18 protein-coding genes are annotated in these 19,518 nt (G+C 72.4%); 11 read left to right on the forward strand and 7 right to left on the reverse strand.

Annotation, left to right across the window (positions count from 1 at the left end; all coding sequences use genetic code 11):
• Nucleotides 1-28: 28 nt before the first annotated feature.
• On the forward strand, nucleotides 29-1,021 hold the full coding sequence (locus FXF51_RS02645; RefSeq protein ID WP_262379246.1) for an acetylserotonin O-methyltransferase: 993 nt from the start codon (nucleotides 29-31) through the stop codon (nucleotides 1,019-1,021).
• Complete coding sequence (locus FXF51_RS02650) at nucleotides 1,018-2,256, forward strand: cytochrome P450 (RefSeq protein ID WP_148432579.1); 1,239 nt, start codon at nucleotides 1,018-1,020, stop codon at nucleotides 2,254-2,256. The genes FXF51_RS02645 and FXF51_RS02650 overlap by 4 nt, the downstream gene beginning before the upstream one ends.
• 42 nt (nucleotides 2,257-2,298) lie before the next feature.
• Here the strand turns inward: FXF51_RS02650 and FXF51_RS02655 are convergent, their stop codons facing one another.
• On the reverse strand, nucleotides 2,299-3,171 hold the full coding sequence (locus FXF51_RS02655) for an arylamine N-acetyltransferase family protein (RefSeq protein WP_148432580.1): 873 nt from the start codon (nucleotides 3,169-3,171) through the stop codon (nucleotides 2,299-2,301).
• Nucleotides 3,172-3,335: 164 nt separating this feature from the next.
• On the opposite strand from FXF51_RS02655, the gene FXF51_RS02660 reads away from it, so the two are divergent.
• The 3 genes from FXF51_RS02660 to FXF51_RS02670 are packed head-to-tail and all read left to right on the forward strand — an operon-like array spanning nucleotide 3,336 to nucleotide 6,447.
• Entirely contained in the window at nucleotides 3,336-4,130 is a 795-nt protein-coding gene (locus tag FXF51_RS02660; protein ID WP_187414130.1) for an FkbM family methyltransferase, read from the forward strand.
• Nucleotides 4,127-4,873: an enoyl-CoA hydratase/isomerase family protein gene (locus tag FXF51_RS02665; protein WP_148432582.1), complete on the forward strand. Its 747-nt coding sequence runs from the start codon at nucleotides 4,127-4,129 to the stop codon at nucleotides 4,871-4,873. Before FXF51_RS02660 ends, FXF51_RS02665 begins: the two co-directional genes overlap by 4 nt.
• A gap of 8 nt (nucleotides 4,874-4,881) precedes the next feature.
• A complete protein-coding gene (locus tag FXF51_RS02670; RefSeq protein WP_222871088.1) occupies nucleotides 4,882-6,447 on the forward strand; it encodes a CoA-transferase in 1,566 nt (521 codons plus the stop codon).
• On the opposite strand, the gene FXF51_RS02675 is transcribed toward FXF51_RS02670, so the two are convergent.
• Nucleotides 6,419-7,642 (reverse strand): kynureninase, encoded by a 1,224-nt coding sequence (locus FXF51_RS02675; protein WP_148432583.1) that lies wholly within the window; start codon nucleotides 7,640-7,642, stop codon nucleotides 6,419-6,421. The genes FXF51_RS02670 and FXF51_RS02675 overlap by 29 nt on opposite strands.
• Nucleotides 7,642-8,427, reverse strand: coding sequence for a tryptophan 2,3-dioxygenase (locus tag FXF51_RS02680; RefSeq protein ID WP_148432584.1), 786 nt, complete (start codon nucleotides 8,425-8,427; stop codon nucleotides 7,642-7,644). The genes FXF51_RS02675 and FXF51_RS02680 overlap by 1 nt, the downstream gene beginning before the upstream one ends.
• A gap of 182 nt (nucleotides 8,428-8,609) precedes the next feature.
• Between FXF51_RS02680 and FXF51_RS02685 the strand changes: the two genes are divergently transcribed.
• Nucleotides 8,610-9,896 (forward strand): acyltransferase family protein, encoded by a 1,287-nt coding sequence (locus tag FXF51_RS02685; protein WP_187414132.1) that lies wholly within the window; start codon nucleotides 8,610-8,612, stop codon nucleotides 9,894-9,896.
• A 55-nt stretch (nucleotides 9,897-9,951) separates the two neighbouring features.
• Here FXF51_RS02685 and FXF51_RS02690 read toward each other — a convergent pair whose 3' ends face one another.
• The 4 genes from FXF51_RS02690 to FXF51_RS02705 all read right to left on the reverse strand — a co-directional run bounded on the left by FXF51_RS02690 (nucleotide 9,952) and on the right by FXF51_RS02705 (nucleotide 13,738).
• Nucleotides 9,952-10,410: a DUF1579 family protein gene (locus tag FXF51_RS02690; RefSeq protein WP_148432586.1), complete on the reverse strand. Its 459-nt coding sequence runs from the start codon at nucleotides 10,408-10,410 to the stop codon at nucleotides 9,952-9,954.
• Between the two features lie 73 nt (nucleotides 10,411-10,483).
• Nucleotides 10,484-10,891: a DoxX family protein gene (locus FXF51_RS02695; RefSeq protein ID WP_148432587.1), complete on the reverse strand. Its 408-nt coding sequence runs from the start codon at nucleotides 10,889-10,891 to the stop codon at nucleotides 10,484-10,486.
• Between the two features lie 17 nt (nucleotides 10,892-10,908).
• On the reverse strand, nucleotides 10,909-12,378 hold the full coding sequence (locus FXF51_RS02700) for a multicopper oxidase family protein (RefSeq protein WP_148432588.1): 1,470 nt from the start codon (nucleotides 12,376-12,378) through the stop codon (nucleotides 10,909-10,911).
• Between the two features lie 67 nt (nucleotides 12,379-12,445).
• A complete protein-coding gene (locus FXF51_RS02705; protein WP_148432589.1) occupies nucleotides 12,446-13,738 on the reverse strand; it encodes an extracellular solute-binding protein in 1,293 nt (430 codons plus the stop codon).
• Between the two features lie 146 nt (nucleotides 13,739-13,884).
• Between FXF51_RS02705 and FXF51_RS02710 the strand changes: the two genes are divergently transcribed.
• The 5 genes from FXF51_RS02710 to FXF51_RS02730 are packed head-to-tail and all read left to right on the forward strand — an operon-like array spanning nucleotide 13,885 to nucleotide 19,515.
• Nucleotides 13,885-15,102, forward strand: a complete 1,218-nt coding sequence (locus FXF51_RS02710) for an NAD(P)/FAD-dependent oxidoreductase (protein WP_222871089.1) — start codon at nucleotides 13,885-13,887, stop codon at nucleotides 15,100-15,102.
• A gap of 11 nt (nucleotides 15,103-15,113) precedes the next feature.
• Nucleotides 15,114-16,877: a non-ribosomal peptide synthetase gene (locus tag FXF51_RS02715; RefSeq protein ID WP_148432591.1), complete on the forward strand. Its 1,764-nt coding sequence runs from the start codon at nucleotides 15,114-15,116 to the stop codon at nucleotides 16,875-16,877.
• Between the two features lie 11 nt (nucleotides 16,878-16,888).
• On the forward strand, nucleotides 16,889-17,101 hold the full coding sequence (locus tag FXF51_RS02720) for an MbtH family protein (protein ID WP_148432592.1): 213 nt from the start codon (nucleotides 16,889-16,891) through the stop codon (nucleotides 17,099-17,101).
• Between the two features lie 3 nt (nucleotides 17,102-17,104).
• Nucleotides 17,105-18,166, forward strand: coding sequence for a 4-hydroxyphenylpyruvate dioxygenase (hppD, locus tag FXF51_RS02725; RefSeq protein WP_148432593.1), 1,062 nt, complete (start codon nucleotides 17,105-17,107; stop codon nucleotides 18,164-18,166).
• Nucleotides 18,163-19,515 carry a condensation domain-containing protein gene (locus FXF51_RS02730; protein ID WP_148432594.1) on the forward strand — a complete coding sequence of 451 codons (1,353 nt, stop codon included), beginning with the start codon at nucleotides 18,163-18,165 and terminating at the stop codon, nucleotides 19,513-19,515. The genes hppD and FXF51_RS02730 overlap by 4 nt, the downstream gene beginning before the upstream one ends.
• The last annotated feature ends 3 nt before the right edge of the window (nucleotides 19,516-19,518 follow it).

A 19,518-nucleotide genomic window follows, 5' to 3' on the forward strand; every position in this document is an offset into this window, starting at 1 on the left:
CCGCGAGGGCCGGTGTGACGATGGCCGCGTGAGCGAGCAACGGCTGTGGGCGCTGGCCCATCTGGGAACACCAATGGCCCTGCGGGTGGCCGCGACGCTGCGGATCGCCGACCGGCTGGCCAAAGGGCCGGGCACCGGCGAGGAGCTGGCGAGCGCGGTGGGCGCCGACCCCGGCGCGCTCGAACGGCTCATGCGCTACCTGGCCGCCAGGGGCGTGTTCGGCAGGGACCCCTCAGGGGCCTACACGCTGACCCCCCTGGGCGAGGAGCTGCGCGACGACCATCCGGCCGGCATGCGCGCCATGCTCGACCTCGAAGGCTGGGAGGGGCGGGCCGAGCTGTCGTTCGCGCACCTCCTGCACAGCGTGCGCACGGGCGAGGCGGCCTTCCCCCGCCAGTTCGGCCGCTCCTTCTGGGACGACCTGGCCGCCGACCCGGCCCGCGCCGCCGCCTTCGACGCCCGCATGGCGGCCGAGATGCCCGCCAGGGCGCCGGCCATCGCCGCCGGGTACGACTGGGGCACGCTCGGCCACCTCGTGGACGTCGGCGGCGGCAACGGCTCGCTGCTCGTCGCGCTGCTCACCGCCTACCCCACGCTCCACGGCACCGTGCTCGACCAGCCGGACACCGCGCGCACCGCGCAGGCGGCGCTGGAGGCGGCCGGGCTGTCGGAACGCGGGCGCGCCGTGGGCGGCAGCTTCTTCGACCCGCTGCCCGCCGGGGCCGACGGGTACCTGCTGTCGTGGATCCTGCACGACTGGAGCGACGACGACGCCCGCGTCATCCTGGGCCGCTGCGCGCAGGCGGTGCGGCCGGGCGGGTCGGTGTTCGTGATCGAGGACTTCGGCGCGGACGGCGAGTCGCCGCGGACCGGGATGGACCTGCGGATGCTCGTGTACTACGGGGGCAGGGAGCGGGGGATCGGCGATCTGCGGCCGCTGGCCGCCGACGTGGGGCTGGAGGTCGCGTCCGTGCATCCCGCCGACAACCTGAAGATCGTCCGTCTGGTGGCACGCGCGTGAGCACCGCCGGTGTGATCGGGACGACGCCCGGGGAGGCGGTGGCGGCGCTGGTGTCGCCCGCAGGCCGCCGCGACCCTTACCCGCTCTACGAGGCGCTGCGCGCGCACGGCCCCGTGGTCCCGGTCCGGCCGGGCCTCACGGTCGTCGTCGGCTACGCCGAGATCTCCCGCGCGCTGCGCGACAACCGGCTCCGCGTCCAGGACGCGGCCAGCTACGACGTCATCTACCCGCCCTGGCGCGACCACTCGTCGCTGCGCGGCTACACCGACTCCATGCTCTACCGCAACCCGCCCGACCACGCCCGCATGCGCCGCCTGGTCAGCAGCGGCTTCACCGCCGCGCGCGTGGCGGCCATGCGCGAGTCGGTCGAGCGGATGGTGCACCGGCTCCTCGACAGGCTGGACGACCTCGGCGCGGGCGGCGCCCCGGTCGACTACATCGCCGAGTTCGCCTCCCGGCTGCCGATCGCGGTCATCAGCGCGCTGATCGGCGTCGCGGAAGAGGACCAGCAGTGGTTCCGCGCGATGGCCTCCGACCTGACGATCGCCCTCGAAGGCATCACCAACATCTCCCGGCTCGGCGCAGCCGACCAGGCGATGGACGAGCTGGCCGGCTACTTCGGCGACCTCATCGAGCACCGCCGCCGCCACCCCGCCGGCGACATGCTGACCGCGCTGGTGCGCGCGCACGACGACGGCGGCGCCAGGCTCGGCCACGACGAGCTGGTCGGCAACCTGATGCTGCTGCTCACCGCCGGCTTCGAGACCACCAGCTTCCTGCTCGGGCACGGGCTCAGGCTGGCCTTCGAGCATCCGGCGCAGGCCGCGCGGCTGCGCGAGGAGCCGGAGCGGGCCACCGCGTACGTCGAGGAGGTCCTGCGCTTCGAGACGCCCGTCCAGGCCACCAGCCGGTGGGCGGAGACGGGCATGGAGCTGCTGGGCACGCCGCTGGAGGGCGGCACGAAGGTGGTGCTCATGCTGGGGGCCGGGAACCGGGATCCGCGCCGCTTCCCTGACCCCACCCGCTTCGACCCTGACCGGGGCGACATCCAGCCGCTCAGCTTCGGCGCCGGGGCGCACTTCTGCCTGGGGGCGCCGCTGTCGCGGATGGAGGCGCGGATCGCGCTGCCGCTGCTGCTGCGCAGGTTCCCCGCGCTGGCCGCCGCGGAGCCGCCCGACCACCGGGACCGCTGGGTCGGGCGCGGGCTGCGCCGCTTCCTCATCAGGGTGTCCTGAGAAACGACAGAGGGCTGTGGCTTCGGCCACAGCCCTCACGCCTCACGCGACAGCCACGGCCGCCTTGCGCTGCTGCCACGCCTCGTGCGCACCCCGCACCTTCGCCCACAGCTCGGCCCGGTCCTTGGTGTTGACGTCCCCGAGGTGCAGCCCGAACACCGAGCTGAGCGCGTCGTACCACTCTGCCCGCGTGGCCAGCTCGACCTCGCTGACCCCCTCGCCGCTGATCCGCCGCAACATGCACCCCACCAGCGCGTCCGCCCCGCCCGCGTCGCGCCGCAGCACGACGGCCGCGCGCACCAGCCGCGACTCGGGCGAGGTGCACAGGTACGGATGCCACTGCACGAAGTCCACCGCCATGGCGGGCTCGCTCTCCATGTCGAGCCCGGCGATCGACCCCCGGGGGTCGTGGTCGAAGCGCCACCCGCCGGGCTGCACGTCCGACGCCGACAGGCGGAACTCGAACGGCCCCTGCCGGTAGCTGCCCGCGCGCAACGGCAGCGGCTCCAGCAGCCCGTCGCCGAGCCCGATGTCGACCAGCCACGGCAGCCCGTCCAGCGTGACGGTCAGCGCCAGGTGAGGCGCGAAGGAGACGTCGCCCGCCGGTGCCCGCCTGCCGGCCTGGACGCCGGCGCGGTGCCAGCTCACCTCGTACCCGAGCGCCGTCAGCAGCGTGGCGAACGCGCTGTTGAGCTGGACGCAGTAGCCGCCGCGCCCGCGCAGGATCCGGTCGATCGACTCGCGCGGGTCCAGGGTGGTCCGGCGGCCGAGCTGGACCTCCAGCGTCTCGTACGGCACGCGTTCGACGTGCGCGCGATGCAGCGCGCGCAGCGCGTCGAGCGACGGCTCGCCGGGGTCGCGGATCTCCAGCCGGTCGAGGTAGGTGATCAGGTCGCGGTCATGGGGTCGCCGCATGGCTCCTCCACTTAAGTCGAAGTTCCTCCATCATGCGCGGGTGGGCGGCCCCGCCGCATCTCGCGGAGTGCTGCCCGTACCGCGCAATACGCGAGATGCGGCGGGCTCGGGGCGTGATCGACGATGACACTGGCCTGAGCCATCCACCGGGAGGAGACGAGCAGATGCGCAACCAGGTAATCGTGCGGGATCAGGTGACCGCCCGGTGGGAGGACCACCTGCCGGGCCTGCTCGGGCAGGTGGGCGTGCCGGCGCAGGGTGTGGTGCAGGTGGGTGCGCACCGTGGGCAGGAGGTGTCGGCGTTCACGGCGTGCAAGTTCCGCCGCCTGGTGATGATGGAGCCGAACCTCGACCATCTGTCGGCGTTGCGTGAGCAGTTGCGCGTGCACCACCTGGCCGCCGGGCTGCCGGAGCCGGCCGACGGGCACCTGCCGCGCGTGGTGGTGGCCGCGGCGGCGGGCCGCGTGCGCGGCCGGGCGACGTTGAACATCACGCCCTATGACAAGCAGTCCAGCATGCTGGAGCCGTTGCAGCCGATGGCCGTGGTGCGGCAGGTCAGCGTGCCGGTCATCCCCGTCAGCGAGGTGCAGCACGGCTGCAACGTGCTGGTCGTGGACGCCCAGGGCGCCGAGCTGGACGTGCTTTCTGGCACCGACCTGAGCAGGTTGCGGCTGGCCGTGATCGAGGGCAGCGTGTCGGCCCGCTACAACGGCGGTTCGACGCTGGACAGCATCGCCGCGCACATGACCGCGCACGGCTGGCGGCCGGTGGCGTCGTGGGCGCACGAGCGTCCCGGCGTCGTGGACGTGGCGTGGCTGGCCCCCGACCGCCCGGCCCCCACCCGGCCGGTCATGGAGCGGTCGGCGGAACGGTCCGCGGAGCGGTCGCCGGAATGGCCGGCAGAGCGGCCGGCTGAGCGGTCGGCTGAGCGGGCGGTCCCCGAGCTCGCGGGCAGATGAGCCTGCTGCGGGAGCGCGGCGACGGCGTGGCCGTCCTGCGGCTGGACCGGCCGCGGGTCCGCAACGCGCTCGGCGGCGAGCTGGTGGAGGCGCTCGGCGCCGCGCTCGCCGGCCTGGACGACGACCCCGGTGTGCGCGTGGCCGTGCTGACGGGCACGCCGCCGGGGTTCTGCGCGGGCTCCGACCTCAAGGAGCTGTCCCGCCTGGACAGTGACGCCATGGTGCGGCACGAAGCCGCCACGGGACGGCTGGCCAGGCAGATCCAGCACCTCGGCATCCCCGTGATCGCCGCGGTCGAGGGCTTCGCCATGGGCGGCGGTTTCCTGCTGGCCACGAGCTGCGACATCGTCGTCACGGCCGGGGACGCCCGCTGGCACCTGCCCGAGGTCCAGCTCGGCTGGGTGCCGCCGTGGGGCGTGCAGAGCCTGGTCGCCAGGGTGGGGCCGGTGACGGCCCGCCGCCTGGTGTGGGGCGAGCGGCCGCTCACGGGCGGCGAGGTGTACGCGCTGGGCGCCGCCGACGAGCTGACCGTCCGGGGGGAGGCGCTGGAGCGCGCCCTGGAGGTGGCGGAAGGGCTGGCGCGGCTGCCCGCGCACGCGGTGGCCTCGGCCAAGCGGGCGCTGGCCGACGCCGTCGGCGAACGCGCGGAGACCCTGGACGCGCGTACCGCGTGGATGTTCGGCGCGGACTGCGGCTCCGAGGCCGCCCGCAGGAGCCTGACACGATTCCACTCACCGGTGTGAGGCACCCCATGATCGGTAAGGTGTGCGACGCGGCGCAGGCGGTGGCGCTCATCGGCGACGGCCAGGCCGTCGCGAGCACGGGCGTGATCGGCTGGCTCACGCCCGACGCCCTGCTGGCCGCGCTCGGCGAGCGCTTCCGGAACGGCGGCACGCCCCGCGACCTGACCTTCTACTTCCCGTGCGCCACGGGCGACGGCGTGGGCATCCGCGGCATGGACCACGTGGCGGTGAAGGGCCTGATGCGCCGCATCGTGTCGGGCTCGTTCATCAACCCGCGCCACCCGGAGACGGGCGCGCGGCCCGCGCTGACGGAGCTGATCCAGAACGACCTCGTCGAGGCCTACACCTGGCCGATGGGCGCCACCATGCACTGGCTGCGCGAGGTGGCCAGGCGCGGCCCCGGCTACCTGACGCGCGTCGGCCTCGGCACGTACGCCGATCCGCGGCACGGCGGCGGCAAGTTCACCCGCCTGGCCACCGACGACCTGGTGCGGCTCGTCGAGCTGGGCGGCCAGGAGTACCTGTGGTACCCGGCCTGGCCGCTGGACGTGGGCCTGATCCGCGCGGGCAGCGCGGACGCGGACGGCAACCTGTCGTTCGAGGACCAGCCGCTGCTGTCGAGCGCGCTGGCGATCGCCCTGGCGGTGAAGGCGTGCGGCGGCACCGTGATCGCGCAGGTGTCGCGGCTGGTGGAGCCGGAGGAGCGGCCGGCGCGCGAGGTGCGCGTGCCCGGCGCGCTGGTCGACCGGGTGGTGGTGGTCCCCGACGCGCCCACCGGGACGGGCGTGCGCGACGACCCCGGCTATCTGGGGCACGTGCCCGGCGCGGTGGCGCGCGTGCCCCGGCTGCCCGCCGGGCCCGACAAGGTCATCGCGCGCCGGGTGGCGCGGGAGGTGCGCAGGGGGGAGACGTCCATCTTCGGGTTCGGCGCCTCGTCGGACGCCGTGCTGGTCATGGCGGAGGACGGCGCGCTGGACGGCGAGGGGCTGCGCGACCACCTGTTCACCACCGAGCACGGCTCGTTCGGCGGCATCGTGATGAGCGGCTGGCAGTTCTCCGCGAACTACGCGCCGCGCGCGCTGCTCGACGGGCCCGCCCAGTTCGACTTCATCGACGGCGGCGGCTGCCCGTTCGCGGCGCTGGCGTTCGCGCAGATCGACGCGCTCGGCCGGGTGAACGTCAGCCGCTTCGGCGCGGCCAACCCCGGCGCGGGCGGCTTCGTGGACATCGCGCACGGCGCCGCGCGCCTGGTCTTCGCGGGCACCCTGACCACCGATGGGCTCAGGGCCGAGTGCACGGCCGGCCGCCTGCGGATCCTGGAGGAGGGGCGGGTGGCCAAGCTGGTGCCCAGTGTGGATCACGTGACGTACCGGCTGCGTGAGGGCGTCGCGGCCGGCCAGTCGGCGCTGGTCGTCACCGAGCGCGCGGTCTTCGACGTGACCGCGGAAGGGCTGGTGCTGACCGAGGTCGCCCCTGGCGTGGACGTCGAGCGCGACGTGCTGGCGCACATCGGCTTCCCGATCGGCAAGGCGCCCGGCGTCACGCTCATGGACGCGAGCCTGTTCCGGCCGTAGACGGGCGCCCGCCGACCGCGCGCACCAGGTCGCGTAGCTCCTCCCCGAGCAGCTCCACGGCCCGTTCGAGCTGCTCGTCCGACAGGTACGGCGCGGGCCCGAGCCGCAGCCGGTCACCCCGGCTGTCCGCCTGCACCCCACGCGCCGCCAGCGCGGCCCGCAGCCGCCCCGCGTACGGCGACCGCAGCGCCAGGAACCCGCCGTAGTCCTCGGGCCGCCCCGACCTGTCGCGGCAGGCCACGTGGGCGGGCACGTCCAGGGCGTCGAACCGGGAGTCGAGCAGCCCGACCTGCCGCAGCGACACCGCCCGCAGGAACTCGGGCGTCAGCCCCTGCTCGGCGAAGAAGTCGAAGACCCGGGCGGCGCGGTAGTGGCTGGTCGGATCGTAGGTGGCGCCCGCCCAGCGCGGCGCGCCCACGGGGTAGCCGACCGCGCCGCCCGGCCGCTGCTCGTCGGCCAGCTCCGCGAACTCGGAGAACCAGCCGGTGATCACCGGCCGCAGCCGGTCGGCGTGATCGGGCAGGCGCAGGAAGCAGTTGCCCTCGCCGAGCTGCAGGTACTTGTACCCGCCGCCGACCACCCAGGCCTGCTCGATCCCCGCCGTCGTGAACGGCACCACCCCGAGCGCGTGGTAGGCGTCCACCAGCAGCTCCGCACCGTGGTGCAGGCAGGCGGCGGCCAGCGCGTCCAGGTGCGGCACGATGCGGGCGTCCTCGTACAGCACGGCGGAGACCAGCACCGCCGCGGTGCCGCCGTCGAGAGCGGCGGCCAGCCGGGCGGCGAGCGTGCCCGCGGGCCGCGCGGGCACCACGGTCACCTCCACGCCTTCCTCGGCCAGCCGGGCGAGCTGCCTGCGCAGCGTGTGGAACTCCCCGTCGGAGGTGACCAGCCGGGGGCGGCGCCGCAGGTCGAGCGCGGACAGGAAGCGCAGCACCAGGTCGTGCGTGCTGGCGCCGAGCGCCAGCTCCGCGTGCGGGTCGCCGAGGAAGCGGCGCAGCCCGTCCCTGACCCTGTCGGCCGTCTTGAACGCGCCGGCCCACTTGTCGTCGGCGTCCCTGGCGGCGTCCAGGAACGCGTCGATCTGCCCGGCCAGCGCCACGTCGGGCCAGGCCTGGTGCGAGTGGCCGGTGAGCAGCAGCCGCTCGGAGACGCGGAAGCGGGAGTAGTGCGGCGCGAGCCGCGCGGACTGGTCCATCACATCGCGCTCCTGATCGCCCACAGGTCGGGGAAGCAGGGCGCCAGCGACGCCCTGAGGTAGCCGCCGCCGCTGGAGCCGGCGGTGCCCGGCCTGGCGCCGATCGTGCGCTCCACCATCTTCAGATGCCGGTAGCGCCACTCCTGGATGCTCTCGTCGAGGTCCACCATGCGCTCGCAGAGCTGCGCGGCGCCCGTGTCGTCCTGGTAGACGCGCAGCAGCAGGCTCTGCAGGTCCTCGGAGGGTTCGAGCTGCTCGGTCACGTCCCGGTGCAGCTTGTCCTTGGGCACCTCGTAGCCGCGCAGGTACAGGTAGGTGATCAGGGAGTCGTACAGCGACGGCTTGGCCATCGCGGCGGCGATCCTGTCGCGGGCGGGGTCGCCTTCCGGCTGGCCGAGCAGGATGCGCTCGTCGCGCCGCCCGAGCACCGCCTCGATCTCCCTGAACTGCGCCGACTGGAAGCCGCTGCTGGTGCCGAGCTTGCCGCGGAAGGCGGAGAACTGGGCGGGCGTCATCGTCTCCAGCACGTCCATCTGGGCCGCCGCCAGCTTCATGATGCGCAGCAGCCGATGCAGGGTCCGCATCGCGTGCGCGGTGAATCCGCCCGCCAGCTCCAGTTGCAGCTCCGCCATTTCGTGCAACGTCTGCTTGAACCACAGCTCGTAAACCTGGTGAACGACGATGAACAACGTCTCGTCATGGGCGTCGGAAACCGGTCGTTGCGCGCCGAGAATCTCGTCGAGCGCCAGGTACGAGGAATACGTGAGATCAGTTTTTTCCGTCATGTGCATAACGGTGCGCCTCAGGAAAGGCCCGCACCATGCCCGTGAGCAGCAGCTACCTGCGCGGGATCGGCCGCTTCCTGCCATCGCGGCGAATCCAGCACGCCACGAGATGCGCCTGTGAAGAGCGCGGCGTGACTATGGCGCCAGGTCCCACCAACGAACGGACTGCGAGGAAGCATGCCATGACATCACCGGAAATCATCAGCAATGGCGGTGGCGGCGGGAAACGCGCGCCACGGCTCGACGGCTTGCGCGGATATCTGGCACTCGGCGTGATCATCGTGCACGTCGCCTTCGCCGCCGGCGTCATCGGCTTCTACGACAAGCCCGCCGACAGCATCTGGGCCGTTCTGGTCCAGGGATTCAACGTGTTGCTGCCGCCCTTCTTCGTGATGTCCGGACTGCTGCTGTACCGGCCGTTCGCCAGAGCGACCATCGTCGGCACGCCCCGCCCGGCCATCAGGAGCTACCTCATCAAGCGCATGCTGCGCATCCTGCCCGCCTACTGGCTGGTGGCCGTCGCGGCGCTGTTGCTGCTCAACGCCAAGAGCGTGGACGGCGTCTGGTACGTGCTCAGCCCGCTGCTTCTCATGCACAACTACGTGCCGGGCCCCGAGCTGGGCTACGCGGGCCTCGAACCCACCTGGACCGTCCCCGCCGAGGTCACCTTCTACCTGGCGCTGCCGATCCTGGCGTGGATCTTCGACAGGTACGCCAGGAAGGCCGCCACCCCCGCCGGCAAGGCGCGCCGCCTCATCGTCCCGCTCGCCGTGTTCGTGCTCGTGGGGCTGGCCTGGACCGTCTACACCCACCTGGAGTTCATGGGGCCGTTCCCGTACGAGTACTTCTGGGTGATCGGCTTCACCGGGTTCCTGGCCATCGGCATGGGGCTGGCGATCCTGGCCGCGTACGCGGAGGCCACGAACACCACGCCGCGCTTCTACCAGGCGGTCGCCCGCCGGCCGCTGCTGTTCTGGCTCGGCGCGCTGGTGATCTACGTGGTCAACTGCATCCGGCCGTTCGGCAAGCCCGGCATGGCCGACTACGCCACCGTGCCGGAGGCGCTGGCGGAGATGGTGCTGTTCCTCGTCTTCGCGCTGCTCATCATCGCGCCCGTCGTCGTGCCGAACGTGCGGTCCGCGGTCATCGACGGCGTGCTCACCAACCGCCCGATGCGCTTCTTCGGGCGCATCTCCTACGGCGTCTACCTGTGGCACTTCGTGCTGCAGTACCTGTGGCTGGAGAACGGCAGCATCTTCGGCGCCGCGCCGCTGCCCATGCCGGCGGTGATGGGCAAGGCCGGGTTCTGGGAGCTGCTCACGGTCGTGCTGGTCGGCACCGTGATCATCGCCACCATCAGCTACTACCTGGTCGAGCTGCCCGCGATGCGGCTGCGCGAGCGCCTGGTCGCCTCCTCCGGGCGGCGGCAGGCCGAGCGGGAGGAGGAGAGGACCCGCGTGCCCGCCTGACGGACGCGAAAAGGTGGCGGCGGGCCGAGGGCCCGCCGCCACCTTTCGCGCGTGCTCAGCTCACCTTGGTCATCGTGGCCTCGTAGCCGCCGCCCGGCCACGCCCAGCGGCCGGAGATGGTGGCGCCGTCCGCGCTGAACGTGCCGGTGAAACCGGCGGGGGAGCCCTCCTCGCCGAACCAGATGCTCAGCTCGCCGTCCTGGAGCTTCCACACGTAGGTGAAGGCGTTGCCCGTGCTGTCGAAGTACCGCGAGCGCAGCGTCGCCGTCTCGGCCTCGTAGCCGATGTACTCCACGCCCTTCATGGTGCCGTGCCCGTGGTCCATCTCGTGGTGCTGGACGAGGAAGAAGCCGCCCTCCATCCACTCGAAGGACAGCCGGCCGCCCAGGGGGTCGCCCGAGCCGAAGTCCTTGCCGGTCATCTGCCACGTGCCGACGAGCGGTTCGAGCGTGCCGAGCGCCGGGTCGGGGGTGGGGAACTGGTTCTGCGGGTTGTCGGTGACGGTCTCCGTCATGTCTCCTCCAGAAGTTTCTCGGTCGGACAGGCCGACGCCCGGTACGCCGGGTCGCGTACCGGGCGTCGCGGACTCACTTGGCGCCGAAGAACGCCTTGACGCGGGACCAGCGGCCCCAGGCGACCAGGCCGGCGACGACGAGCAGGACGGCCTCGATGATCGGCGGGCCGCCGAGGACGAACGCGTTGGTGCCGGCGGCGCACACCAGCAGGCCGATGAGGCCGAGGGCGGCCACGCCGGTCAGGCGCGGGATCAGCAGGCCGATCGCGCCGGCGATCTCGATGACGCCGACCACGTACCTGAACCACTGGCCGGCGCCGATGGCCTCGAACATGCCGACCATCGTGGGATCGCCGATCAGCTTCAGCACGCCACCGAGGCCGATCTGGTAGGCCAGGAGTACCTGGCCGACCCAGAGGGCGATGTTCTTGCCGCGACCCGTCTTCTTCTGGGTCGTGGTGATGCTTTCTGTGGTGCTCATCCAGTCCTCCTTGAGAACTAATCGACGATCTCCATCTGGCCCATCATTCCGAGGGCGGAGTGCTCCAGCATGTGGCAGTGATAGACGTATCGGCCCAGGTGAGAGCCGATATCGACCTGTAGGCGTACGGTCTCGCCCGGCTGGATGAGTACGGTGTCCTTCCAGCCGCCCTCGCCCGGCAGCGGCGGCTTGCCGTCCCGGTCGAGGAGCAGGAAGTGCGACAGGTGGGTGTGGAAGTTGTGCGGCACGCCGAACCCTGAGCCGCCGACGTTCGTGTCGGTGTTGGTGATCTCCCAGATCTCCGTGGTGCCCCGCTTGACCTGCATGTCCACCCGGGCCGGATCGAACACCTGGTCGTTGATCAGCGCCCTGATGTTGACCGGGTCCAGGCTGAGCAGCAGCTTGCGGTCCCGCACGGCCGTCGGGGCCGGCGTCTGGGGGCGCAGCAGGGCGGGCACCCGGCTGCGGTCCACGGCCGGCCGTACGACGTCGAAGCGCAGCACGGCGCCGGCCACGTCGTTGAGCGTGACGTGGCCGCCCAGCGGCACCTTGGCGAAGTCGACGACGATGTCGGCGCGCTCGCCCGACGACAGCACCAGCCTGTCCACCGCGACCGGCGCGGGCAGCAGGCCGACGTCGGTGGCGATCTGCGTCATCTTCGCGCCGTCGAGCGTCAGCTCGAAGACCCGGTGGGTGGAGCCGTTGAGCAGCCGCAGGCGGTACTTGCGCGCCGCGACCTCGAAGTACGGCTGCGGCTTGCCGTTGGCCAGCAGCGTGGGACGGTTGTAGGGGTCGGCGGGGTCGAAGACCAGGTTGCCCGCGTCGTCGAGCAGCGCGTCACGCAGCATGATCGGCACGTCGTAGCCCCCCGACGGCAGGCCCAGCCTCCGCTCCGCCTCGTCGTCGATCAGGTAGAACCCGTGCAGGCCGCGGTAGACGTTCTCGGCCTCCAGGTGGTGCGCGTGGTCGTGGTACCACAGCGTGGCGCCCGGCTGCGCGTTCGGGTAGAGGTAGGCCCGGCCGGAGCCCGGCGCGATCACCTCGGTCGGGTAGCCGTCGTGCGCGGCGGCCACGCGGCCGCCGTGCAGGTGCACGTTGGTGTCGTGGCCGAGCTTGTTGTCGAAGGTGATCAGCGTCTTGCGGTCGCGCCGCGCGCGGATGGTGGGGCCGCAGAAGGAGCCGCCGTAGGTCAGCACGGGGGTGCTCAGCCCCGGCAGGATCTGCGCCGTCGCCTGCTGCACCGACAGCCGGTAGATGTCGGTGTCGGCGGTCCGCACCGACGGGATGCGGGTGGCGGGCACCGGCATCCTGACGGAGAAGGGGGTGACGGCGGGGCCCGACCTGACCGCGGGGACCCGCCCCGCGTGGTCGTGGACGTGCACGTGCCGCGCGTCCCCTGACGGGGACAGCTCCGACTGGACGAACGGGGCCAGCGCCGCGCCTCCCGTCAGCCCGCCGAGAACGAGTAAGCGCCGTCGGCTCAACATGGCTGAACTCCTATCGCCAGCTCCGAGCGTGGCAATTCCACCCCGGAGCGGTCATCTTCCGTATTGCTCACTTGACGGCCAGCCGCCGCGGCGTGCGGCCGCGGGCGCAGTCGTCGTTGTAGGCGTCGAGCAGGCGCTGCGCCGCGACCGTCGCCTCGGCGAGCCGCGCGCCCGGGTCGGCGCCGGCCAGCACGCCGGCCATGGCGCCGGTCATCAGGTCCTGGATCCCGGCGAAGTCGCCGAGGATCGCGCCGAGCGCGGCCGGCGAGCCGTCGGCCGCGCGGACCTGTTCGGTGGCGGCCCGGTGGACCGGGTGCCTGTCGTACCAGCCCTCCCGATCGAGCAGCTCGACCGAGGCGCCGGTGACCGGCAGGAACCCGGTGCCGCGGTGCCACTCGGCCACGTTCTCCGCGTCGAGCAGGTACTGCAGGAACGCCAGCGCGCCGTCCGCCCTGTCGCGGGGCAGCCCGTCGGCGAGCCAGAACGCCTGGCCCGAGACCAGGTGCCCGGCGCGCGGCGCGGCCTCGTTGTACGGCAGCGGGCCGGCCGCCACCTCGAAGCCCGCCTCCGCGCAGGCCCGCGCGATCATCCCGACGACGACGGAGGAGGCGATGGTGAAGGCCGTCCGCTGCTCGGTGAAGGCCCGCAGCGTGCCGCCCCAGTCCTCCGGCGTCCCGGTGTCGAGGTAGTGGCCCCGCTCGTGCAGCCGCCGCCACCACGTGGCGTAGGCCAGCAGCTCCGCGGAGTCCAGCGTGACCTTCTCGGCCCGCCCCGACCTGCCGTTGTCGTGGTCGGCCAGCAGCCCGCCCTGACCGGCCACCGCCTGCTGGATCAGCCAGCCGTGGTTGGCCCAGGTCACGCCGTGTGAAGTGGCCGCGCAGGCCGACTCCAGCTCGCCCCAGGTGCGCGGCATCGCAGTGACGCCCGCGGCCTCCAGCAGGGCGGTGTTGCCGAGCAGCACCGCCGTGGTGGCGGTCATCGGCGCGGCGGCCAGCTCACCCGCGTACGTGTAGAAGCCGCGCACCGCGGGCTCCAGATCGGCCAGCACGACGCGCTCGCCGAGGATCTCCCCGCGGCCCGCGACGGCCCGCTCGATCGGGACGAACAGCGGCGCCCCCGACGGCCCGCGCGTGTCCAGGGCCAGCCGGGTGGCGGTGGCGTAGTACTCGGCGAGGTCAGGGGCGCGGCCCTGCGCGGCGGCCCTGGCCACCTCGGCGGGCAGCTCGCGGAAGCCGTGCCCGGTGACCTCGATCCGGTAGCCCGGATGGGCGGCCTCGAAACCGGCGGCCATCTTCTTGATCGGATCCAGGTAGCCCGGCAGCGGATGCTCCGCCAGCCAGACGTTGACGACCGTTGTCATCGCCTCATCATGAACACGGCCCCGCGCCCGCACATCTCGTGACGTGCGCTGTTGCGTGAAACGACACAGCAATACAGAGGATGAGTGATCGAAGAGGGAAATGTGACCCTGGCTCCGAGTCGCATGGCGGCGAATGGAGGAGCACGGTGATCAGTACCCATGACGAGTTCGATGTTGTCGTGATCGGTGGCGGGCCCGGCGGATCGAGCACGGCCGGACTGCTGGCCAAACGTAACCATCGCGTGCTGGTGCTCGAACGTGAGAAGTTCCCCCGTTACCACATCGGCGAGTCGCTGATCACGGGGTCCATGCCCGCCCTGGAGGAGCTGGGCCTGCGTTCGAAGCTGGACCAGATGGGCTTCGTCAAGAAGTACGGCGGCACGCTGCTGTGGGGCAAGAACCAGGGCACCTGGGACTTCCGCTTCGCCGAGGCGGCCAACTATGAGCACACCTACCAGGTGCGGCGGGCCGACTTCGACTCCGTCCTGCTGGCCAGGGCCAGGGAGCTGGGCGCGACGGTCCTGGAGGAGGCTACGGTCAAGCACTTCCTGTTCGAGGGCGAGCGCGTCGCCGGCGTCACGTACACGGTCAAGGGCGACCCGGAGCCGCGCACCGCGCGCTGCCGCCTGCTCGTGGACGCCTCCGGACAGCAGCACGTGCTGGCCCGCCACTTCGACCTCGTCGAATACCACGAGGACCTGCGCAACATCGCCGTCTGGTCCTACTTCCAGGGCTGCAAGCGCTACGGCGGCACCAGGGCGGGCGACACGGTCACCGAGAACAGGCCGAACGGCTGGTTCTGGTTCATCCCGCTGCACGACGGCACGGTGAGCGTCGGCTACGTCACCCCTATCGAGGAGTACAAGAAGTCGGGCAAGAGCCTGGAGGAGCTGTTCACCTCCGAGCTGGCCGGGGCCGAGGAGGTCAGGGCGCTGACCGAGGGCGCCACCCGGGCGGCCGCCTTCCGCAGCATCCGCGACTGGTCCTACACCTGCAAACGCTTCCACGGCCCCGGATGGGCGCTGGTCGGCGACGCGGCGGCGTTCATCGACCCGCTGCTGTCCACGGGCGTCGGCCTGGCCCTGCGCGGCTCGCTCGGGCTGGCGGGCGCCGTGGACGCCGCCCTGCGCGACCCGTCCTGCGAGGAGCAGGTGCTGGCGCGCTACGAGAAGGACTACCGCACCTTCCTCAACTCCCTGCTGGCCTTCGTGCGCTTCTTCTACGACCGCACCCGCCACAAGGAGGAGTACTGGGAGAAGGCGCAGGAGCTGCTCGACCCGCGCAGGCTGCGCCCCCGGAAGATCGACTTCGCGACGATGCTCTCCGGCGTCTCGGGCGTCCACGACATCTTCCACACCGACTGACGGAGCGCGTGATGGTGCCGACATCTGTTCATGGACACGTCGCCGGGCAGGCGGCGCGGACGCCGGACGCGATCGCCGTCCGCGACGGCTCCGCCACCCTGACCTACCGGCAGCTCGACGAGCGGGCCAACCGCCTGGCCCACCGCCTGCGCGGTCTCGGCGTGGGGCCGGAGACGCCGGTCGCGGTCCTGATGGAGCGCTCGGCCGACCTCGTCGTGGCGCTGCTCGGGATCCTCAAGGCAGGCGGCTGCTACCTGCCCGTGCACAGCGCCTACCCGCCCGACAGGCAGCAGTGGATCCTCGACTCGTCGGGCGCTCCCGTGCTGCTCGCCGACCAGGCCAAGGCCGGCGCGGGCCTGCCGTCCGCCCCCAGGACGCTCGTCCTGGACGAGCCGGACGAGCGGGCGGAGATCGACGCGCGCCCGTCCACGGCGCCCGAGGACACCACGCTGCCGGACAACCTGGCCTACGTCATCTACACCTCGGGCTCGACCGGCCGCCCCAAGGGCGTGGCCGTCACCCACTGGGACGTGCTCGGCCTGGCGCTCGACCGGTGCTGGGACACCGGCAACCACCAGCGCGTGCTCATGATCGCCCCGTACGCCTTCAACGTCTCCACCTACGAGCTGTGGGTGCCGCTGCTGCACGGCGGCCGGATCGTCGTGGCGCCGCCCGGCGAATTGGACCTGGCCGGGCTGAAGGAGCTGGTGACCCGCGAGGAGATCACCGCCCTGCACCTGACCGCCGGGCTCTTCCGCGTCGTGGCCGAGGAGGGCCCCGGCTGGCTGGCCGGGGTGCGCGAGGTGCTCACCGGCGGCGACGTGATCGTCCCGTCGGCGGTCGGGCAGGTGCACGCCGCCTGCCCGGACACCGTGGTCCGCGCCATGTACGGCGCGACGGAGGTCACCCTGTTCTCCACCACCGCCGAGTTGCGGCCCGGCGCCGCTTCGGACACGTGCGTCCCGGTCGGCGGGGCAATGCAGGACGTCAGGCTCTACATCCTGGACGACCGCCTCAGCCCGGTCCCCGGCGACCTCGAAGGCGAGCTCTACATCGGCGGCAGGGGAGTGGCCCGCGGCTACTACGACCGGGCGGACCTGACCGCCGAGCGGTTCGTCGCCGACCCGTTCGCCGGCGGCGGCGCGCGCATGTACCGCACGGGCGACCTGGTCAGGCGCAACGGCGACGGGCAGATCGAGTTCATCGGCCGGGCCGGCGACCAGGTCAAGATCCTGGGCTTCCGCGTGGAGCTGGCCGAGGTCGAGGCCGCGGTGGCGAGCTTCCCCGGCCTCGCCCACGCCGCCGTGGTCGCGCGCGAGCTGCACGAGGGCGAGAAGCGGCTGGTCGCCTACGTCGTGCCGGCCGGTGAGCCGCCCGCCGTGGGCACGCTGCGCGCGCACGTCAAGACCGTGCTGCCCGACTACATGGTGCCCGCGGCGTTCGTGCTGCTGGACGCGCTGCCGCTGACGGCGAACGGCAAGGTGGATCGCGCGTCGCTGCCCGACCCCGAGCCGGACACCGCCACCGCCTACCGCGCGCCCGCCAATCCTCGCCAGGAGGTGCTGTGCTCGGTGTTCGCCGACGTGTTCGGCGTCGACCGGATCGGCGTGGACGACAGCATCTTCGACCTCGACGTGCAGTCGCTGCTGGCGATGCGGCTGGTCAACCGCATCTCCACGACCCTGGACGTCGAGCTGACCATCGGCGACCTGTTCGACGCCCCTACCGTGGCGAGCCTGGACGAGTGGCTCGGGTCCGCCGTGCCGAGCCAGTGAGAAGAGACGAGATGAGCAACCCCTTCGACGACCAGGACACCACCTTCCGCGTGCTGGTCAACCACGAGGACCAGCACTGCCTGTGGCCGGCGTTCGCCGACGTCCCCGACGGCTGGCAGAGCGTGTACGGCCCGTCCGGCCGCCCGTCCTGCGTCGCCTACGTCACCGCGCACTGGACCGACCTGCGCCCGCGCAGCCTCGCCGCCCGGATGGAGGCGAGCTAGGCCATGAGCAAGGACGACCTGCGCCTCGACCACATCGGCTACTACACCGCCGACCTGGCGGCCGAGACGGGCAGGCTGAGCCGCGGCTACGGCCTCCAGCCCTACGCCCGATCCACCGCCGGAGACTCGGTCGCCGTGGGCGGCGGCCTGGTCAGGCTGGTGCTCACCCAGCCGGACGCGGACGACCACCCGGGCGCCGCCTACCTCGACCGGCACGGCGACGGCGTGGCCGACATCGCGCTCGGCGTCACCGACGCGGCCACCGCCTTCCGCACGGCCGTGGACCGGGGCGCCGTCCCGGTGTCCCCGCCGCACGCCGGGGACGGCTTCGTCACCGCCACCGTGCGGGGCGCCGGCGACCTGGTGCACACGTTCGTGCAACGCCCGGCGGGCGCGGACGAACGCGCGCTGCCCGGCTGCACGCCCCTCCCTCCGGTGACCGGCGGGCTCGACGCCGGCCTGACCGAGGTGGACCACCTGGCCGTGTGCGTGCCCTCCGGCGACCTCGCCGCCACCGTGGACTTCTACCGGCACGTCCTGGACTTCCAGCTCATCTTCGCCGAGAGCATCACCATCGGCGACCAGGCCATGCGGACCGAGGTCGTCAAGAACGGGTCGGTGACGCTCACGCTCATCGAGCCGGACGCCGCCAGGGAGCCGGGCCACATCGACGAGTTCCTCGCCGCCCACGGCGGCGCCGGCGTCCAGCACCTGGCGATGAGCACGGTCGACATCACCGCGGCCGTGGACGCCGCGGGCGGCGGCGGAGTGGAGTTCCTGCCCACCCCCGGCACCTACTACGACCTGCTCACCGACCGGCTGCGGCCCGTCAAGTACCCGCCGCACGAGCTGCGGCGGCGCAACATCCTCGTGGACGAGGACCACGACGGCCAGCTCTACCAGATCTTCGCCCGCTCCGCGCACCCGCGCGGCACGTTCTTCTTCGAGCTCATCGAGCGGCTGGGAGCACGCTCCTTCGGCAGCGGCAACATCGCCGCGCTCTACCAGGCCGTGGAGCTCCAGCGCGCCAACCACCGCGACACCCGTACGGAGGCGGCAGCATGACTGCATCCCTGACCACCACCGGCCACCCGCTGTCGTTCACCCAGCAGTTCCTGCGCCTGTTCGACCAGGGCGACGGCCAGGGCCCGTTCAGCGCCCGCTACAACATCGTCGTGGGCTGGCGGGTGCGCGGCCGGCTCGACGTGGAGACGCTGCACCAGGCCATCAGCGAGGTCGCCGCCAAGCACGACTCGCTCAACGCCGTCATCACCAGGGGCGACGGCGTCGCCCACCAGAGCATCCAGCCGCCCTCGCCCGCCCGGCTGCTCGTGGTCGACCTGCCGAAGGCGTCGCCCGAGTACCGCGGGCGCAAGGCCGAGGAGCTGCTGACCGAGATCGAGTCCGGCTCCTACAGCCTCCAGGAGCTGCCGCACCTGCGGGCGGTCCTCGGCCGCTTCGACGACGAGGACGCCGTGCTCGCGCTGATCGTGCACCACACCGCCGGCGACGGCTGGTCCATGCAGCTGCTCATCCGCGACATCGTCACCTGCTACGCCCGCAGGCGCGGCCACGACGTGCCGGAGCAGCCGGCGCCGCGGCCTTACCACGAGTACGCCGCCTGGCAGCAGGAGAACGCGGAGTCCAAGAGCGCCGTGGCCGCGCGCGCGTACTGGCGCGGGAAGCTGCGCGGCGCGCGCATGCTGTCGGTGACGACCGACCACGCCAGGTCGGCGGGGCTGGCCAAGGTCTGCCCCGTGTACCGGTTCACGCTGACGCAGGAGCTGTCGGCGGAGGCGCTGGCGTTCGCCAAGCGCACCCGCAGCTCACCCTTCATGGTGCTGCTGGCCGCCTACAACGTGCTGCTGCACCGCCTCACCGGCGCCACCGACCTGGTCATCCCGGCCATCACCTCGGGCCGGAGCCAGCCGCAGTTCCAGGAGACCGTCGGGCCGTTCTTCAACTTCCTGCCGCTGCGCACCGACATCACCGGGTGCGAGACCTTCCGCCAGGTGGTCGACAGGACCAGGAGCACCTGCGTCGAGGCGTACGCGCGGGAGATCCCGTTCCTGCAGATCGCCGCCGAGTCCCCGGAGCTGATGGCCGACGCGGCGCTGGACGACAAGGCGCTGTGCGCGCTGCAGGTCTGGCAGTTCGCCACCGTCATGGAGGGCGAGCGGTTCGGCGACCTGGAGGTGCAGGAGGTGCGCGGGCGGCTGTTCTCCCAGCCCAACGGCACCGACATCCCGGACGGCGCGCTGCTCACCTTCGACATCGACCCGTCGGGCGAGATCTACGGCAACTTCGCCTACAACAGCAACCTGTTCACCGAGAGCTCGATCATGTCGATGGTGGCGGAGTTCTCCGGCATCCTCCGCTACGGCGTCGCCGCGCCCGACTCGCCGATGGAGTGATCG

Source organism: Nonomuraea sp. PA05, from assembly GCF_008086045.1.
In the GTDB taxonomy this organism is placed as follows: domain Bacteria; phylum Actinomycetota; class Actinomycetes; order Streptosporangiales; family Streptosporangiaceae; genus Nonomuraea; species Nonomuraea monospora.